This is a genomic window from Ochrobactrum sp. EDr1-4, assembly GCF_049199085.1.
Lineage (GTDB): Bacteria > Pseudomonadota > Alphaproteobacteria > Rhizobiales > Rhizobiaceae > Brucella.
Map to the genome: position 1 here is coordinate 1 of NZ_JBLZOF010000016.1, position 16,958 is coordinate 16,958.

Consider the following 16,958-nt stretch of genomic DNA (forward strand, 5'->3'; position numbering starts at 1 on the left):
AAAGGTCGTGCTCAAGCTGCAGTTTCTGAATATCGTGCTGCAGTGTTTCGAGCTGGCGCTCTAATTCTTCTCGCTCTGGCACAGGTGGTGAGTTGTTCTTGCGTTTCATGATTGCGGGAGCCTCCGGGGCACCGTTACCTTAATCAAAGCGTAAACATCAGCAGCGATAATAGGGTATGACAGAACCTCGTGCCTCGCTTTATCGTCGCCATCGCTATCCAGCTGAGATTATTGCTGAGGCGGTGTGGTTGTATTTCCGCTTTCCACTGAGCTTTCGTATGGTCGAAGATATGCTGGCTTATCGCGGGATATTCGTCACACATAAGTCAGTTTACGAATGGGCGGAGAAATTCGGACGGGCTTATGCCAGTAATATCCGTCGTCGCACACCGCGCCTTGGCGATAAATGGCACTTGGATGAGTGCGTAATACCTATCAAAGGTGAGCATCACATTCTTTGGCGAGCGGTCGATCAGGACGGTTTTGTGTTAGATATTTTGGTCCAGAAACGCCGCAATACCAAGGCCGCCAAGCGTTTTATGTGCAAGCTTCTCTCTGCTCAGGGCTGTGCACCGCGGGTTATGGTCACCGATAAACTACGATCATATGGCGCTGCCAAACGAGCTATAGGCCTTAACGTTTGCGATCATCGCCAGCATAAGGGCTTGAACAATCGGGCAGAGAATTCGCATCAGCCGATCCGACGACGCGAGCGTGTTATGAAGCGCTTTAAATCGGCGCGACATGTGCAAAATTTCACGTCGATACATGACCCGATTTACAATCTTCATTATTTCCCACGCAACCAAATCAGTTCAGCCAATCACCGAGAGCTACGACAAGCCGCCACTGACATGTGGCGTGAAATCTCGTGCCTGAAATCTGCATGACAGAGGCCACAAAGAATGAGCCATGTCTGCACTCTCGTTAAAGTAACAGTGCCTTCTATTCTCAATTTCGCTTCGCGACAATTCCATAGTCGGCCTCACCATCTCTAAACAATACTTAGTCAGTATACTCCCAAAAGTGTGGAATCTTGTAAAATTCCATCCTCTTCAAAAAAATTGGTTCAGCATAACCAAGCGAAATGACCGAAGATGGTTGACCAACCGTTTTTGTATATAAATCCCGTATTTTGAATATTCTCGCTCGATAATATCATCAATAGCCGAATTGCCTTTGACAGCATCTTGGATACCGATCCATCGCTAATTGAAGAGAATGAATTGGTGGATGTCTGATGACAATTGCGCTTCGCAATACGAAAATTTTTGGCCGTGTTGGCGAGCTGAAAATTCTAAAAGACGCTTATGACCGCGTTTCGCAAACAGGTTTCGGCGAGATCGTTTTCATCGGCGCACCATCAGGCTATCGGAAAACGACCCTCGTCAATGCTTTCATATCAGAAAACAGCGTCTATCATACTGTAGGGAAAGCTGACGAAGCTCTGCGAGGCGTCCCATACAGCGCAATCCTGAAAGCATTATTCGATTTCGTTCCACCGGGAACTATCAGTGATCTGACAACACTGCGCGACGATAGCAGTGTAACCTCGCCGGCGCGTGCACGCGATCGATTTGCCAGTGCGATTCAGTCGCATGCACGACCCACCAATCCGCTCGTGCTTTTCATAGATGATCTGCAATGGCTCGATGAAAGTTCACCACAACTCATACGGTCTTTCTCTGAAGGCTGCTTCCGGGATATCCTCGTAATAGGGACTTACCGATCTGACACGACATCAGATTTCCATTAGAATGGGCTTGCCAGAATTCTCGATGAAACTCTGGTGGTAGACAAAAAGCCGGTGTGCATCCTAAGCTGATGAAACTCACCGCACTTCTGACATGCGCGATAGGGTGAACGTAAGTAGTAAGTAAATGTTCTGGTTGCCACCGCGACAAAAGAGTTCGTTGGTCACATAGAATAGTGGCAATTGAAACTAACATAGTTAAGATATTTGTTTGTCAAAAATACAGTTAGTGACATATAGCTTATGAGCTAATGGCATTTTCAATGCTGTTTAACAACTTGATCAAATCGACCGGCTTGCCCAGAAATGCGAAAGCGCCGCCTTCCATGGCCGCATTGCGGGTACGGTCGTCGTCAAAGGATGTCATGAAGATCATCGGCGGATGGGCCGTCTGTGTGTTCAGTTCGGCTTGAAGCTCGATCCCACTTAATCCCGGCATTTTCACATCAACCAGCATACAATCGATGTCCGATTGTGCTTCATAGGCGAGATATTCTTCGGCTGATGCGAAAAGACGGCTTTCATAACCGCAGGATTTGACGAGATCATCGAGAGCTTCACGGATACCCTGATCGTCATCAACAATGGCTATGGTATGAATTTGTGCTGCAGACAATACATTGGACCTTAAATCGCTATACCCTGATCTCGCACCCCGAGAATCGTTTTTTATTCAGAGATGCACTCGAAACTCTTTATGCGCTCTGGCAAAGCACAAATATACCATACTTAGATACAGGTCACTTTGTCGTTTCGCTGAGGAACTCGGCCTTGCGAACCAGGTCGGCAAGAGAACGCACATCCATCTTGCGCATGACATTGCCGCGATGAAGCTTCACCGTCACTTCGCTGATGCCAAGATCAAAGGCGATCTGCTTGTTCATTTTGCCAGTGACAACGGCATCCATCACTTCCCGCTCGCGTGGGGTCAATGTCTGCACCAGTTCGACGACAGCCTGATTTTGCGCTGCCTCCTGCCTGCGCACGCTATCGCGCTGCACAGCCGAACTCACTGCATCGAGCACATCCTGTTCCTTGAACGGCTTGGTGAGGAAGTCGACCGCGCCTGCCTTCATCGCACGTACCGTCATCGGAATATCGCCAAAGCCCGTCATGAAAACCACGGGAAGGCGAATGCCTGATTTTTCAAGCTGGCTCTGGAAATCAAGGCCGCTGATGCCAGGCAAACGAACGTCGAGTAGAATGCAGCCGGATCTTTCCATGCGTGATTGATCCGGGAATTTGGTCATGAAGGCTGCGGCTGTTTCAAATGCTTCCGCATCAAGCTGCATTGATAAAAACAGGTCGGCCAGCGATTCCCGCATCGACGGATCGTCGTCGATGATGAAGACCACCGGCTTGTCGTTTGGTTGCTTTTGGGACTTGCGCATCTCAGGCATCCTGCACTTCCCAATTGATCGGCAGGCGCATTTCAAATTCCGCGCCACCTGTTTCGTGGTTGGTCCCGGTCAGGGTTCCACCGCTTGCTTCAACCGTGCTGCGGCAGATCGAAAGCCCCATGCCCATACCGGAAGCCTTGGTTGTATGAAACGGCATGAACAGCCGCTTGAGCGTATCCTGATCTATTCCCGGTCCGCTGTCACGAATGCTGATTACGGCATGGTCGTTGTCGGTACGTCCGATCGTGATCACAATCGAACGCGAACGGATTTTGGATGCCTCCATCGCTTGAATGGCGTTGGTTACAAGATTGATAATCACTTGTTGAAGCTCAATCCGCACGCCCTCAATCACGGGCGAACGCCAGTTCTGTGCCATGCGAACCTGCGTGCTGCTGCGTTGCAGCTCATGCTCCATGAGCACAATGGTTTCAAGAACCAGCATGGTGAGATCGATGGATTCCACCCGCCGCTTGGCCTGACTCAGCATGTTGCGCGTGTTCTGGATAATCTCGCTCGCGCGGTCACTGTCGCGAATGATCCGTTCGGCAGAGCGTCGCACGGCGCTCAGGTCCGGTGGGTCGCGGTCGAGCCAGCGCAGCACTGTCTGAGCATTGAGCATGATGGCGCCGAGAGGCTGGTTGAGTTCGTGGGCAAGCGAGGCAGACAAGGCACCGACGGTTGCGGCCCGCGAGGCTTTGGTCAGTTCAGCCTGTGCTTCCACCAGCACTTTTTGCGCCAATTCGCGCTGAGTAATATCGACCATGCTCAGCACAACACGGTTGAAAGCAGCAGGATCACTTGGAAAGCTGATGCTCAGCAATACTAGTCGTTCTTCACCAGTACTTGTACGGAACTCGACCTTGTTCTCAAAATAGCGCTGTTCATCGAGCAGCGCTTGCAACACATGCACGAATTGGTCATCGCGTGGAACGAAGAGACTGCCAAGTCGATGCGCCTGCCCCAGATCAACCCCTAAAAGTTCATAGGCTGCTTCATTGGCCGCGACCGTATCGGTCATGCCAATACATTTCTGCACGAAATCCGGATGCGTGCGGGCATAGTCTTCGATGTCAGTGATGCCTTGCGCCTTCAACTGAATCAGATGCTTGCGAAGCCGCGAATAATCGCGCTCGCAAAGGGCAACACGCGTGCGATCAAAAATTGAGCGATAACGCGCTTCGCTATCTTTGAGCGCACCATGCGAGAAAAGCAATTGTTGTCGCGCCATTTTGTTTCTCAGAATAAGAACCGCCGTGATCACAATTGCAGCGACCGCAACACCGAGACGGATGGTTGTTTGAAAGTCCGGGTCTGGGCCATGGGTCGCATAATAGGATGCAATTGTGAGGACGAGGCAGCCAATGCTACTTAAGACGATTCCGGTGCGCCCTGTTAGTTCGGCTGCCAGCAGCAACGCGATGGCGTAGAGAACAGCAACAGCGCCTTCAATATCGGTGAAGGTGTCGACATAAAAGACAGCAAACGCCAAAGCGATCGCGAAAAGACCTGCGACCAGATTAATCCCTTGCTTATGCAAACCCTCTGCATATTTAGACATCGTTTGTCGTTCCCCAGATTCGACTGCGCGAAACCATAGAGCAATTTAAGTGGTTGCGAACCTATACCTAGGTTTGGGTCCCAACTCTGCTCACCAATAGACCTAAGTATCGGAACACTATCCGTTCATCTGATTAAGCTGCCTTGCTGCGCTGCCTAACCTTGGAGCGCATTGAAGCTGCAAAGGAGTTCGATCATGCCCGGCGATAATCCCTCACACGCACTCGCTGCAGGCACTGTTGCGCCTGCATTCACTTTACCTGCAACGGCGGATCAGACGGTATCGCTCAGCGATCTGCGTGGCGCTCCGGTGATACTCGCATTTTACCCGGCTGACTGGAGTCCAGTCTGCAGCGATCAGATGGGACTTTATAACGAAATTCTTCCGGAATTTCACCATGCAAAGGCACAGCTGCTTGGCATATCGGTAGATGGTGTGTGGTGCCATGCCGCCTTTGAAGCAGAGCGCAAATTGCATTTCCCGCTTCTCGCAGATTTTGAACCCAAGGGTGAAGTCGCCCGGAGCTATGGCGTCTATCGCCAGAAGGATGGCGTGGCGGAGCGCGCGCTGTTCGTCATTGATGCCGATGGCATTATCCGATGGAGCTATGTTTCTCCGCTGGGCATCAACCCTGGCGCCGATGGCATTCTTGAAGCACTCGACATGCTTGATGCCAAACCAACAACTAAGGAGCTGCAATCATGAGCAAGTTGAGCATTCCGGTTAGTAAACAGGATCACATCCAGGGATATGAGACCGCCGCTGTAACCCTTGTCGAATATGGCGACTATGAATGCCCATATTGCGGCGAAGCTTATTACGTTCTAAAAGCTTTGCAACAGACAATGGGTGAGCACATACGCTTCGTGTTCCGTAATTTCCCGCTTGTAGAAATGCATACCCATGCACTTCATGCAGCAGAATTTGCGGAAATGGCCGCTACACAAGACCTGTTCTGGCAAGCCCATGATTTTCTCTACAAAAACCAAAGCGCGCTGACCAATCATGACCTTCGCGAATACGCGAATGCCCTTGGTATAACGCCCGTGATCCTTGAAACAGCTTTCGATGAACGTTTTCAGGAGCGCATTGAAACAGATTTTCGTGGCGGGTTGCGAAGCGGCGTAAATGGCACACCAACGCTCTTCATCTACGGAACGCGATATGATGGTGCGCGCGATTTAGTAAGTCTGAAAGCATACATGAATGACATGAGATAAATATTTGATTTAATTTTCTTGAACTAAAAATACTGGCAAAATGCGCGCTTTCGATCACACCTTGTCAACCGTGGAAAGGGTAAGACGTTGGTAGAAACACACTACGGATCCACTGGCGCGGGCCACGGCGATAACGGTAAGCATGACACATTCGTTGAGCTTCTGATATTTCCGGTTCAAAGTCAAGAAACCCCGCACCAAACGAAATCCGTTGGATCACGTTGCCATGCGCGTTGAATACTGGTGGACCGCAAAGTGGCTTCTTAGTATCAACGCGCCAACGAATTGATAGACTTGGATAGTTTCCAACCCAAAATTACCAAACCGACTCCGACTGGCAATTGTCTCAGCTGCAAAAAATAGTTAGGGATCTGCTCTCGTTTTAGGGACTTGTTTAAGAAAATCGCCCAGCTTTTCTGCGTACAGTTCCGCTACATTGCTTGTAGTCGCATGCCCGCGTGTCTTACTGCTTGTGGGAATGATGAGATAGCTGGCATGCGGCATTCGATTGACTGCGGATTGCAGATGGCCGAGTTCTTCAGGGTTGCGCTCATCATCAGCTGCATTAATCGCAAAAAGATAGGCAGTAATTTTCTCAAGATCCTTTGATGGATCGAAGTCTTTCGAAGCGCTCCATTGATAAAGTGTATCATTTGCGTCGGCGATTTTTGTCTCCGCCAGTTTGGTGTCGACATAGGTGTTGGCTTCGACATTTGTGGGGGCTGTTTGCCAAAGGCGGGTATTGCCGCCATTCGTTGCGAGATTATACCACACAGAAGCGATGCGGAGATTTTCTGGCTGTTTCTCATAATTGCCGTTCTGCCACGCCGGATCGGTCGTAATTGCATCGATAAGCATCCGGCGCATCATCCAGTTTCGCCCGGCCATCGGCACGGGAAGGGACGCCATAGGAACCAGTGCATCCGCAAAATCCGGGTAACGAATACCCCAGTTCCAAACATGCATCCCGCCCATTGAATGCCCCAAAATCAGGCGTAAATGATCAAGCCCGAGGCCTTCCTTGACCAGTCGATATTGCGCGTCAACCATGTCGTCATAATTGTAATGCGGAAATTGCATACGCAATCCATCCGAGGGCTTTTGCGAGCCACCCGCACCGATTGCATCAGGTAGTATTAAAAAGTACCTTTGAGCATCCAATGGCTGGCCGGGACCAAAAAGTGCTTCCGCAAATCCTTTGTTCAGCATCTTCTTTGCTGATCCATTGGTCCCATGTAGAATTAATACAGGTTCACCATCAGGCTTGCCAATAGTCAGATAATGAATTTTCAAATCCATGGTGCTACCATCATGAAAGCGAAAATTTGTGATCGTGTAATTGTGTTCTTCCGGCTTTGGATAGTTCTCAGCCATGGCCTGGTTTGACGCTTGAAAGGTTATCAAGAGAATTGCTGTGAGCAGCGCGGTCTTACGTTTTACATAACGCATCATGTGCAGTTCTTCCTCCATTAAACTGTAAAACTGTGTTCTCCAACTCTCCCTGTCTAAAACAGGCTCCCGCGAGCATTTGAGAATGCTAAACGAAAAATGGCGGGGCAAAACCCCGCCATTTAGCCTTATTCCGCAAGTTCTCGCATGACCTTGATCAGATCTGATTTTCCTTCAAAGCCGATGCCCGGAAGGTCAGGCATTACGATGTGACCGTCTTCTACTTTCACACCATCCGGGAAGCCGCCATAAGGCTGGAAGAGGTCTGGATAGCTCTCATTTCCACCAAGCCCGAGTCCAGCTGCAATGTTCAGAGACATTTGATGACCGCCATGAGGGATACAGCGCGAAGGAGACCAGCCAAGCTGATCGAGCACGTCAAGCGTCCGAAGATATTCGACAAGACCGTAAGAAAGCGCACAGTCAAACTGTAGCCAGTCGCGATCGGGACGCATACCACCGTAACGGATAAGATTGCGCGCATCCTGATGGGAGAACAGGTTTTCGCCGGTTGCCATCGCACCGGGGTAGAATTCGGAAAGGGCTGCCTGAAGCTGATAATCGAGCGGATCGCCAACTTCTTCGTACCAGAACAGCGGGTACTCACGCAGCATCTTTGCATAGGCTATGCCAGTTTCAAGATCGAAACGACCATTGGCATCAACAGCCAGCCGGGCTTCCGATCCGATTTCTTCGAGAACAGCTTCGATGCGGCGCTTGTCTTCATCAATGGATGCGCCACCAATTTTCATTTTGACGACATTATATCCACGGTCGAGATAGCTGCGCATTTCCTTGCGCAGAGCGGAATCGTCTTTGCCTGGATAGTAATATCCGCCCGCCGCATAAACGAAGACGCGCGGGTTAGCCTCAACACCCTTGGTTTCTGCGAGCAGGCGGAAAAGCGGCTTTCCAGCAATTTTTGCGACCGCATCCCACACGGCCATGTCGATTGTGCCAACTGCAACCGAGCGTTCACCATGGCCACCTGGCTTTTCATTGGCCATCATAGCGGCCCAGATCTTGTGTGGGTCGAGATTATCACCGGCATCGTTGATCAGGCTTTCAGGGTCTGCCTGCAAAATGCGATCCCGGAACCGTTCACGGATGAGGCCGCCCTGTCCATAGCGACCATTCGAGTTAAAGCCGTAACCCACGACCCGGCGGCCATCACGGACGACATCAGTAACGACTGCCACGAGGCTGGCTGTCATTTTGCTGAAGTCGATATACGCGTTACGGATCGGCGAAGAGATCGGTTTGGTCACTTCACGGATTTCGATGATACGCATGGTATGTATCTCCTGTTCTACTGAATTCTGTATGCTAAGCGTTCTGATGAGTGGCATCCGGCAGTGCCAGAGCGGTTATTCTCCGAGGCGTGTGGCCCTTCTGTTCAGCGATGACCTGGCGTACGGTATCCATGTCGAGCTCACCCTCCCATTTGGCGACTGCAATCGTTGCAACGCCATTTCCGATCAGGTTCACGACAGCACGCGCTTCGTTCATGAAGCGGTCGACGCCAAGCAGCAGGACCAACCCGGCAACGGGTACTGTGTGAAAGGTGGAAAGGGTCGCTGCGAGGGTGACAAAGCCAGCTCCGGCTACGCCTGCGGAACCTTTGGAAGTGAGCAGCAGAACACCGAGGATACCCAACTGACCCCAGAGGCTAAGATCGGTGTTTGTGGCCTGTGCGATAAAAATTGCGGCCATCGTCAGATAAATGCAGGTGCCATCAGCATTAAAAGCGTAGCCCGTTGGCAGCACCAGTCCGACGACAGGTTTGCTGACACCGAGACGCTCCAGCTTGGTCATCATACGCGGCATCACAGCTTCTGTGGAGCAGGTCGCCAGTGTGATGAAAATCTCATCCTTGAAGTATCGGAAGAACTGAAGAAGCGGAAAACCGGACCAGCGTGCAACCGTACCAATGACCACAACCACAAAGAGGATTGATGTTAGATAGACTGCCAGCATAAGGTGGCCGAGCGACCAGATTGTGCCGATACCGTGCTTGCCGATTGTATAGGCAACCCCTGCGCCAGCACCCAGCGGTGCGAGCTTCATAACCATGCCGACGATACGGAAGAGAGCTTGCAGCGATACATCAATAACATCAACAAAAGGCTTTGCCCGTTCACCGATCTGTACCAGAGCAATACCGAACAGAAGTGCAATCAGAATAACCTGCAACATCGCGCCGGAAGCAAAAGCGCCGACAATGGTTTGCGGAATGATATCCAGAAAGAAATCAATGACGCCGCCATGTGCGGCTGCAGTCTTCTGATACCCGGCAATCGATGATGTATCGATCTGACTGGCATCAATATTCATACCAGCACCCGGTTGCATCAGATTGACGATAATCAGGCCAAGTACCAGTGCAATGGTGGATGCGATTTCAAAGTAGATGAGCGCAACAGTTCCAATACGGCCTACTTCGTGGACATTGCCCATTTTCGCAATGCCAAGGACCACCGTTCCGAAAATAATCGGAGCGAGCAGCATCTTGATGAGTTTGATGAAGCCGGTTGCAAATGGTTGCAGTGAGGTCGCCGCATCAGGCCAGAAGAAGCCTATGAGGCCGCCAATAACAATGCCGATCAAAACCTGAATGTAGAGCTGACTTAACAGTCTTCTCATTATTTCCTCCCAATAATGGAGAGCTGCTACCTTCATCCTCCCGGCAGCACATCTCTCATGTGAGGAAATTCATAACGTCGGATAACTGAGAATGACCAATGCCAACTATCGCATGATCAATGCATATCTTGCATAGATAGATTGTCGATGCCTGACTCAGATTTTCGATTTGGCGTTCACGGCCTTTTGCCAGAACTGCTCTGCATGAAGGCTGAGACGTGTGGTTGGACGAATAAGCGTAATGTCCACGGGAACATCAAATTCATCGCCGCCAGCCCGCGCTAGTTGACCGGATTTCAGATCACGTTCCGCCAATGAAAGTGGTACCCAGGCGACGCCCTGTCCCTCCTTGACCATCTCAAGCAAGGTCGCGGCAAGGTCAGAGCGAAACTGCGTTTGAAGTGCCGGTCGCGATCTGTTTTCCGACCAGTATTCTTCCAGAATACGACCAAGGCCAGAGGCCGAAGCATAGCTGAGTTGTGGTATTGGTCGGTCTGCCATTGCATGATCAAGCCTCCAACGCGGTCCACCATTTTCATCAGGCGCCGAGAGAGGAACAAGCACATCCTGACCGATCGTCTGGGAGATAAACTGGCGGGTCGTCAGCTTGTTTTTTGTTTCGGGACGGCGATGGCATATCAGGAAAACCGCATCTCCACTTAGTAGTAACGCTTCACATTCGGCATAGCTGTCGGTGATCAGGCTTGCGGAGCTGATGCTGGAATGGCCAATGGTTTGCAGCATCCACCTTGGCACGAATGTAAACGACAGCGCGTGAGTGGAAGCGATGGAAAGGCTTCGCTCAGCCTTTCCAGCTGCTTCGCGCGTTTCCTCGCGAGCACGTTTGATGTCGCGGATGATAACGCCAGCACGCGAATAAAAAACGCGCCCGGCATTGGTCAGTGCAACAGAACGGCTCGTTCTTCTCAGCAAAGGCGCACCAACCCATTGCTCGAGAATTTTAATGCGTCTGCTAAAGGCTGGCTGCGTAACGTTACGACGCGTCGCTGCAGCCGAGAAGTTTAACTCGTCAGCTAGCGTCATGAAATCTTCAAGCAGATCGATGTCCATCTTAGGCCACCCTTCCTAAGTCCCAGCAATTTCAGCGGAGATGGACTTGCGATCACAGTCGAAACGATCACAGAGGCAAATGACCAATAATGATGTGACGAAATCAAGCATCATCCCGTTTTCGCCGCTCTCAGTTTAATAGGCACTGATTTATAAGCGGGTATCCCGCTTTGTTTATCCACATCATCCAGCCCGATCAGACAATTAGCTTCTGGATAATACGCCGCGACCGAACCCCGTGAAATGGCGTGAGCGACTAAAGTTTGAGTTGCCAGGATCCTTTCACCAGCCACGACATCAACCACATCGCCATTTTTAAAACCGAGGTTTTCCATGTCATCTTCGTTGATAAAAATTACATCGCGACGGTCGGTTATACCCCTATAACGATCATTCATGCCATAAACAGTCGTGTTATACTGATCGTGGCTGCGGATGGTCATGAGTGTGAGTTCAGTATTATCACGACCATCATCTTCATCAGCCGTTTCCTCGACAAGGAAGTGGGCTTTTCCGTCGGGAGTATTCCATTTGCGCTCCGATGCACCCACAGGTAAGCGGAATCCTCCTGGAATACGAATGCGCTTATTGAAATCATAAAAATCCGGGAATACTTCCTCAATCTTATCGCGAATAAGATCGTAATTCGCGATCAATTCATCCCAGTTCACTTTGCTTCCAGGCATCGCAGCCTTCGCAAGCCCTGCAATGATTGCGGGTTCCGATTTTAGCAATTCGGAAGCAGGCTTCAACTTTCCAGACGATGCGTGAACCATAGACATGGAATCTTCAACCGTGATTGACTGACGTCCCGTCGCCTGAATGTCACGTTCGGTTCGTCCGAGACACGGCAGAACAATGCTCTCGCGAGCCGTCAGCAAACATGTGCGATTGAGTTTTGTGCAAATCTGGACACTCAAATCAAGTTGCTTGAATGCAGGAAAACTTGCCTGGGGGTCACTCATGGCGACGGCGAGATTGCCACCAAGTCCTATGAAGGCCTTTGACTGATGATCCCGCATAGCTGCAATGGCTTTAACGGCGTTATGGCCATGCGCACGGGGTGCATTGATGCCGAAAGCTTTATCCAGTCGCGCTAGAAATGCTTCAGTCGGGATTTCTGTGATGCCAACAGTACGGTCGCCCTGAACATTGGAGTGGCCGCGAAGTGGACAAATCCCTGCGCCCTCACGTCCCATATTCCCGCGCAGCAACAAAAGGTTTGTGAGTTGCTGTACTGCTTCTGTGCCATGACGGTGCTGTGTAATGCCCATGCCATAGCAAATGATAACACTTTTCGATGACCAATAGACCTGTGCCATCTGTTCGATGGCTTCACGTTTCAGACCTGAGCGGGAGGTGATTTTTTCCCAGCTTGTGGCTCTGATATTGGCCATAACCGCTTCGAAGCCGGTCGTATGCTCTTCTATAAAGTCGCGATCAAGCAGCCCTGGCTCGCCACGCTGCAATCTTTCACGATCTTCTTCAAACAGAGCTTTCATCACGCCCTTGATGGCAGCGACATCGCCACCCACCCTGACCTGATGATATGCAGAAGCCAGCGGCGTTGAGCCAATTGTCAGCATTTCAGTCGGCGACTGCGGATTTTCAAATCGTTCGAGGCCAAGCTCCCGCATTGGGTTAAGCACAACAATGGGTTTGCCGCGCAAAGATACAGATCGAAGTGTACCAAGCATTCGTGGGTGATTGGTGCCCGGATTGTGACCTACACAGAAAACAGCATCCGCATGATCGAAATCTTCAAGCGTGACGGTCCCCTTGCCGACGCCAATAGACTTCGGCAACCCAACACTTGTGGCTTCGTGGCACATATTGGAGCAATCGGGAAAATTATTGGTGCCAAATTCACGTGCGAAAAGCTGAAAAAGAAATGCTGCTTCGTTCGAAGCCCGCCCAGAAGTGTAAAACTCAGCCTTGTTTGCATCGCCAAGGGCCTGCAATGCAGCTCCAGCCTTCTCAAATGCTTCTTCCCACGAAACTGGCACAAAATGGTCTGTTGTTGGATCATAGCGCAACGGAGTGGTAAGTCGCCCTTGCGCCTCCAGCTTGTGGTCACTCCATTCCCACAATTCAGATACGGTATGTTGCGCAAAGAAATCCGGATCAACCCTTTTAGGCGTTGCCTCCCAAGTCACTGCTTTTGCGCCATTTTCACAAAATTCAAAAGACGAAGTATGTTTTGGATCAGGCCATGCGCACCCAGGGCAATCAAATCCATCCGGCTGGTTCATCTGTAACAAGGCGCGCGTATTCGCGCTGGCGCCCATCTGATCTCGAACCGCCTCGGCAACCGCCTTGAGAGCGCCCCAACCGCCTGCTGGTCCGTGATAGTCCTTAACGCCCTTTATCTCATCCGTCACGATCGTATCCCCACCGTTTATGATCTACATTAGCAGTATTGTAGGCCCAAACGATGGTTTGGCTATAGGATAAAACGCTTTTCTAGGAATCGAAAACCTATTCAGTTTGTCATCTGTTCCTGTCTCGAAGTTTATGTTTACCAGTCAATAACGCATACTCTTCAGCGTATCCAGATTTCCATCCAAGGATCCTAATTCCAAACATGATCGTCGACTACATCTCCTTGTAAGTCGACAATACATGATTTCAGAAATGATCAACGGAATAACGTTTCCAAAAGATAGACGCAACGGAGATGACTTTTCCAAAATTTTATCTGCATAGAAAGGGCATAATTTAAACTGATACTACGAGAGCTATAGCCGGGAGTTTTTAGTTTTAATTACAACCTGCAAAAAATTCTCAGCTCATACAACATATAGACCGGTCTGCAAATAAGATACAGTGATCTTAGATAGCAATTCCATGAGATTGACAAACTTTCGAGGTTGCCTCTATTTCATTTTTCTGACGCTCGGCGTTCCAGCCCAGTGCATCCGAAGCAATCTTGGCGGCCTCTGTGATAACGGCGCCTGAAAGACGACCTGACAGTGCTATATCTGTGCGACGGAATAACAGGTCAGTCAACCGGCTAACATGTTCATTACTGCAAATCCAAGCAAGCTCGGACCTACTATACGCTGGAAGTGAAGCCAGCGCCGCCTTGCTTTTATCATCTGCAACCAACCTTGCTCGGGTGCCATAACGATCAAAGAGATCTGCCGCCACTTGTCTTGTGCCGGTAACTCTTGAGAGATCTTCGATGAAGCGGGATAAAACTGGAGCGCTCATCGGAAAGTCTTTCCCGCCACCGATTGACAGATCTCTTGTTGAACATGACCGAGCCTTACCGAGTATGGAAAGCACAATATCCGCGGCCTCTTCGGAAAAGCCCCGATAAGTCGTCCATTTGCCACCAATAAGTGAAAGCACCAAGGTTTCAATTTTCGGGATCAGATCCCTTTTGATCGAATGATCACGGCTAATCTCCCCTGCGGCTATGCCTTCACTGCGCGGAAGCGGACGAACCCCGCAATACGTCATAATTATTTCATCAGGCCGCATTTCAATATCTGGGAAGACTTCTCGTGTCACATTTAAAAGGTACTGGCGCTCTGTGTGGTCGCACACTGCACAATCTGGATCCTCAACGGGGATGTCGGTTGATCCTACAAGAACATTGCCCATAAATGGGTAGATTAGATTCACGCGTCCGTCCGCTGAACCGAAATAAATCATTCGACCTCCCAACGCATTATGAAGTCTCGCATTGCGCACTATTAGGTGAGAGCCCTTGTTCCCCCCCATATATTGAGATTTTATACCAAGATTTTCGTTAACTGAATCAATCCAGGCTCCTCCGGCATTAATTACAACATCCGCATTCACAGCTAGATCTCGGCCTGTAAGCTCATCCGTCAAGATTATACCACTGCCACAGGCTCCCGACACAGAAACGTAGTTGAGTGCCATGGAGGCTGGATTGTCTTCCATAGCATCGATGATTAGCTCAAGGCCCAATCGCTCGGCATGGGTGATCCGACCTTCGTAATAGACGCCACTGGCAACGGCTTTTGCCGTTAACTCAGGCATGGCAGATGCGATAGATCGCCGAAAGAGCATACGGTGTTTCGGCATTGTGCGAAAATGCCGTCCGAACAGATCATAAAGGCTCAACCCGATCTCAGTGATAATCGCTCCACGGTCATTTAGTACTGTTTTCAAGCCAAAAAATCGCTTGATTGAAGGAATAATCCCCCCGAACCAGGAATAAATCAGTAGCACGGTCTCCAAGGGTTTGACGTAATGCGGTGCGTTTTTCAGCAGCAGATTGCGTTCTATGGCCGACTGTCGAACGAGACGAAATTCGCCAGTCTCAAGATACTTTATACCACCATGGATAAGGCGCGACGGCGCTGCGCTTGCACCAGAACAAAAATCGCCCTTATCGACCAGTAAACAATCAATGCCTTGGGCAGTGAGGTCACGAAAAACACCGCACCCATTGATTCCGCCACCAATTATAAGCACAGGATAGTGTGACTTTACGGTATCTAGACGAGAAGCAACAAGGGTCATGAGTTGATTATAGCGACCTTTACGGCGCTACCCTTTTCTGCGGTTTCTAGAGCAGCTCCTATATCCTTTAGTTCAAACCGGTGTGTTAGCATCGATTCGACTTCGATTTGACCAGTCGTAATCATATCAAGCGACTTTTCGAACTGTAGCCGATTCAGCCCGAACGAACCTGTAACGATGAGCTCATTATAATGAATGAGGTTCACGTCCATGGTTGCCATATCCATGGATGAAAACCCGGCAAACAAGCTGATTTTTCCGCGGTGACGAACAAGAGAGAGCGCATCGTTGGCAAGTTTTGTCACTCCTATCGCGACGATAAGCTTATCTGCCCCAATCCCTTTTGTGTGCTGACTTACGATTGCATTCAAATCCTCATTGACGGGGTCAACTACGACATCTGCTCCCGCCGCAATAGCAGCATGCCTGCGGGTCGCGCTTGGCTCGCTTACTATGATCTTGGAGGCACCAGAATGACGCGCAAGTTTGGTGTGAAGCAAACCGATCGGACCCGACCCAAGGATAACAACACTATCTCCAACTTCGATACCTATCTTCTCCTGGCCATTGAGGACGCAGGATAATGGCTCCACAAGCGCTGCCTTTTCCCAGCTTAGAGTAGTGGGAATCTTAAACACGTTGCGTGATTCAACAGCCTTCGCTGGGATTCGTATATATTCTGCGAAAGCTCCATCAATTTCATATCCAATTGCAGTCAGGTTTTGACAGATGTTCTCGTAACCACGCTTACAGTAGTCGCAATAGCCGCAAGGAATGGCTGGACAAACTGCGACTGCATCACCACAGGCAAACTGGCTGTGACCGCCATTGTCGACAACTTCTCCGGAAAATTCATGTCCGAGGATCGACGGATAACGAACGCCAACAGTTTTCCGTCCACGGAAGATGCGTATATCGGTACCGCATACAGTCGCCGCTTTAACACGAATTAAAACATCACCAGCCGATAGCTTTGGGTCGGCAACGGCTTCAAAGAGCAAATTATTCGGCTCTTTAAGTAGACCTGCTTTCATAGGACTCTCCCTTTTGCACATTTGTGAAATGCAAAAGATAAATATGCAAGAAAAAATACCGTTTCAGCCAATTTCTTTTGAAGTTTCCCCGTCACTATGCGCCGCCTCGAATAATCGACTATTTCTTATTCACTAATTTTTATAGTAAAAACAGTTTATTAGATGCACATTCCCACAATTCGATTTTAAACCAGTTGACAAAAACTATTCTCAGTGAACATTTAGATATGTCCAAAAATAAATGTTCCAAAATGCAGGATCAAAACGGGCGGGGTTCCGCGCATCATATCGCTGAGAAATTGATCGACGCTCATAAAGGGAGCAACC

The 16,958-nt window shown here is 49.9% G+C and carries 14 protein-coding genes; 4 read left to right on the plus strand and 10 right to left on the minus strand.

Annotated features, from left to right (window positions below; translation table 11 throughout):
- The first annotated feature begins 176 nt into the window (after window positions 1–176).
- Entirely contained in the window at window positions 177–890 is a 714-nt protein-coding gene (locus ACOZHT_RS23455) for an IS6 family transposase (RefSeq protein ID WP_421566840.1), read from the plus strand.
- 350 nt (window positions 891–1,240) lie between these two features.
- A complete protein-coding gene (locus ACOZHT_RS23460; protein ID WP_421566842.1) occupies window positions 1,241–1,756 on the plus strand; it encodes an AAA family ATPase in 516 nt (171 codons plus the stop codon).
- Window positions 1,757–1,994: 238 nt separating this feature from the next.
- On the opposite strand, the gene ACOZHT_RS23465 is transcribed toward ACOZHT_RS23460, so the two are convergent.
- The 3 genes from ACOZHT_RS23465 to ACOZHT_RS23475 all read right to left on the minus strand — a co-directional run bounded on the left by ACOZHT_RS23465 (window position 1,995) and on the right by ACOZHT_RS23475 (window position 4,714).
- Complete coding sequence (locus ACOZHT_RS23465; protein ID WP_250044353.1) at window positions 1,995–2,369, minus strand: response regulator transcription factor; 375 nt, start codon at window positions 2,367–2,369, stop codon at window positions 1,995–1,997.
- A 124-nt stretch (window positions 2,370–2,493) separates the two neighbouring features.
- Window positions 2,494–3,153, minus strand: coding sequence for a response regulator transcription factor (locus ACOZHT_RS23470; RefSeq protein WP_421566844.1), 660 nt, complete (start codon window positions 3,151–3,153; stop codon window positions 2,494–2,496).
- Window positions 3,146–4,714 carry a sensor histidine kinase gene (locus ACOZHT_RS23475; RefSeq protein WP_421566846.1) on the minus strand — a complete coding sequence of 523 codons (1,569 nt, stop codon included), beginning with the start codon at window positions 4,712–4,714 and terminating at the stop codon, window positions 3,146–3,148. The genes ACOZHT_RS23470 and ACOZHT_RS23475 overlap by 8 nt, the downstream gene beginning before the upstream one ends.
- Window positions 4,715–4,909: 195 nt before the next feature.
- Here ACOZHT_RS23475 and ACOZHT_RS23480 point away from each other — a divergent pair, with 195 nt between their 5' ends.
- Entirely contained in the window at window positions 4,910–5,419 is a 510-nt protein-coding gene (locus ACOZHT_RS23480; RefSeq protein WP_421566848.1) for a peroxiredoxin, read from the plus strand.
- Window positions 5,416–5,934, plus strand: coding sequence for a DsbA family protein (locus ACOZHT_RS23485; RefSeq protein ID WP_421566850.1), 519 nt, complete (start codon window positions 5,416–5,418; stop codon window positions 5,932–5,934). The genes ACOZHT_RS23480 and ACOZHT_RS23485 overlap by 4 nt, the downstream gene beginning before the upstream one ends.
- Window positions 5,935–6,297: 363 nt before the next feature.
- Here the strand turns inward: ACOZHT_RS23485 and ACOZHT_RS23490 are convergent, their stop codons facing one another.
- From ACOZHT_RS23490 to ACOZHT_RS23520, 7 genes are all read right to left on the minus strand, one after another.
- On the minus strand, window positions 6,298–7,404 hold the full coding sequence (locus ACOZHT_RS23490) for an alpha/beta fold hydrolase (RefSeq protein WP_421566929.1): 1,107 nt from the start codon (window positions 7,402–7,404) through the stop codon (window positions 6,298–6,300).
- A gap of 107 nt (window positions 7,405–7,511) precedes the next feature.
- Entirely contained in the window at window positions 7,512–8,675 is a 1,164-nt protein-coding gene (locus ACOZHT_RS23495) for a mandelate racemase/muconate lactonizing enzyme family protein (RefSeq protein WP_421566852.1), read from the minus strand.
- Between the two features lie 34 nt (window positions 8,676–8,709).
- On the minus strand, window positions 8,710–10,026 hold the full coding sequence (gene dctA, locus ACOZHT_RS23500) for a C4-dicarboxylate transporter DctA (protein ID WP_421566854.1): 1,317 nt from the start codon (window positions 10,024–10,026) through the stop codon (window positions 8,710–8,712).
- A gap of 156 nt (window positions 10,027–10,182) precedes the next feature.
- Window positions 10,183–11,097: a LysR family transcriptional regulator gene (locus tag ACOZHT_RS23505; RefSeq protein WP_421566856.1), complete on the minus strand. Its 915-nt coding sequence runs from the start codon at window positions 11,095–11,097 to the stop codon at window positions 10,183–10,185.
- 110 nt (window positions 11,098–11,207) lie between these two features.
- Complete coding sequence (locus tag ACOZHT_RS23510) at window positions 11,208–13,481, minus strand: FdhF/YdeP family oxidoreductase (protein WP_421566931.1); 2,274 nt, start codon at window positions 13,479–13,481, stop codon at window positions 11,208–11,210.
- A 448-nt stretch (window positions 13,482–13,929) separates the two neighbouring features.
- The gene (locus tag ACOZHT_RS23515) at window positions 13,930–15,597 is read right to left on the minus strand and encodes a glycerol-3-phosphate dehydrogenase/oxidase (protein WP_421566858.1); all 1,668 of its coding nucleotides are present in this window, start codon (window positions 15,595–15,597) and stop codon (window positions 13,930–13,932) included.
- The gene (locus ACOZHT_RS23520) at window positions 15,594–16,631 is read right to left on the minus strand and encodes a zinc-dependent dehydrogenase (RefSeq protein WP_421566860.1); all 1,038 of its coding nucleotides are present in this window, start codon (window positions 16,629–16,631) and stop codon (window positions 15,594–15,596) included. Before ACOZHT_RS23520 ends, ACOZHT_RS23515 begins: the two co-directional genes overlap by 4 nt.
- Between the last annotated feature and the right edge of the window lie 327 nt (window positions 16,632–16,958).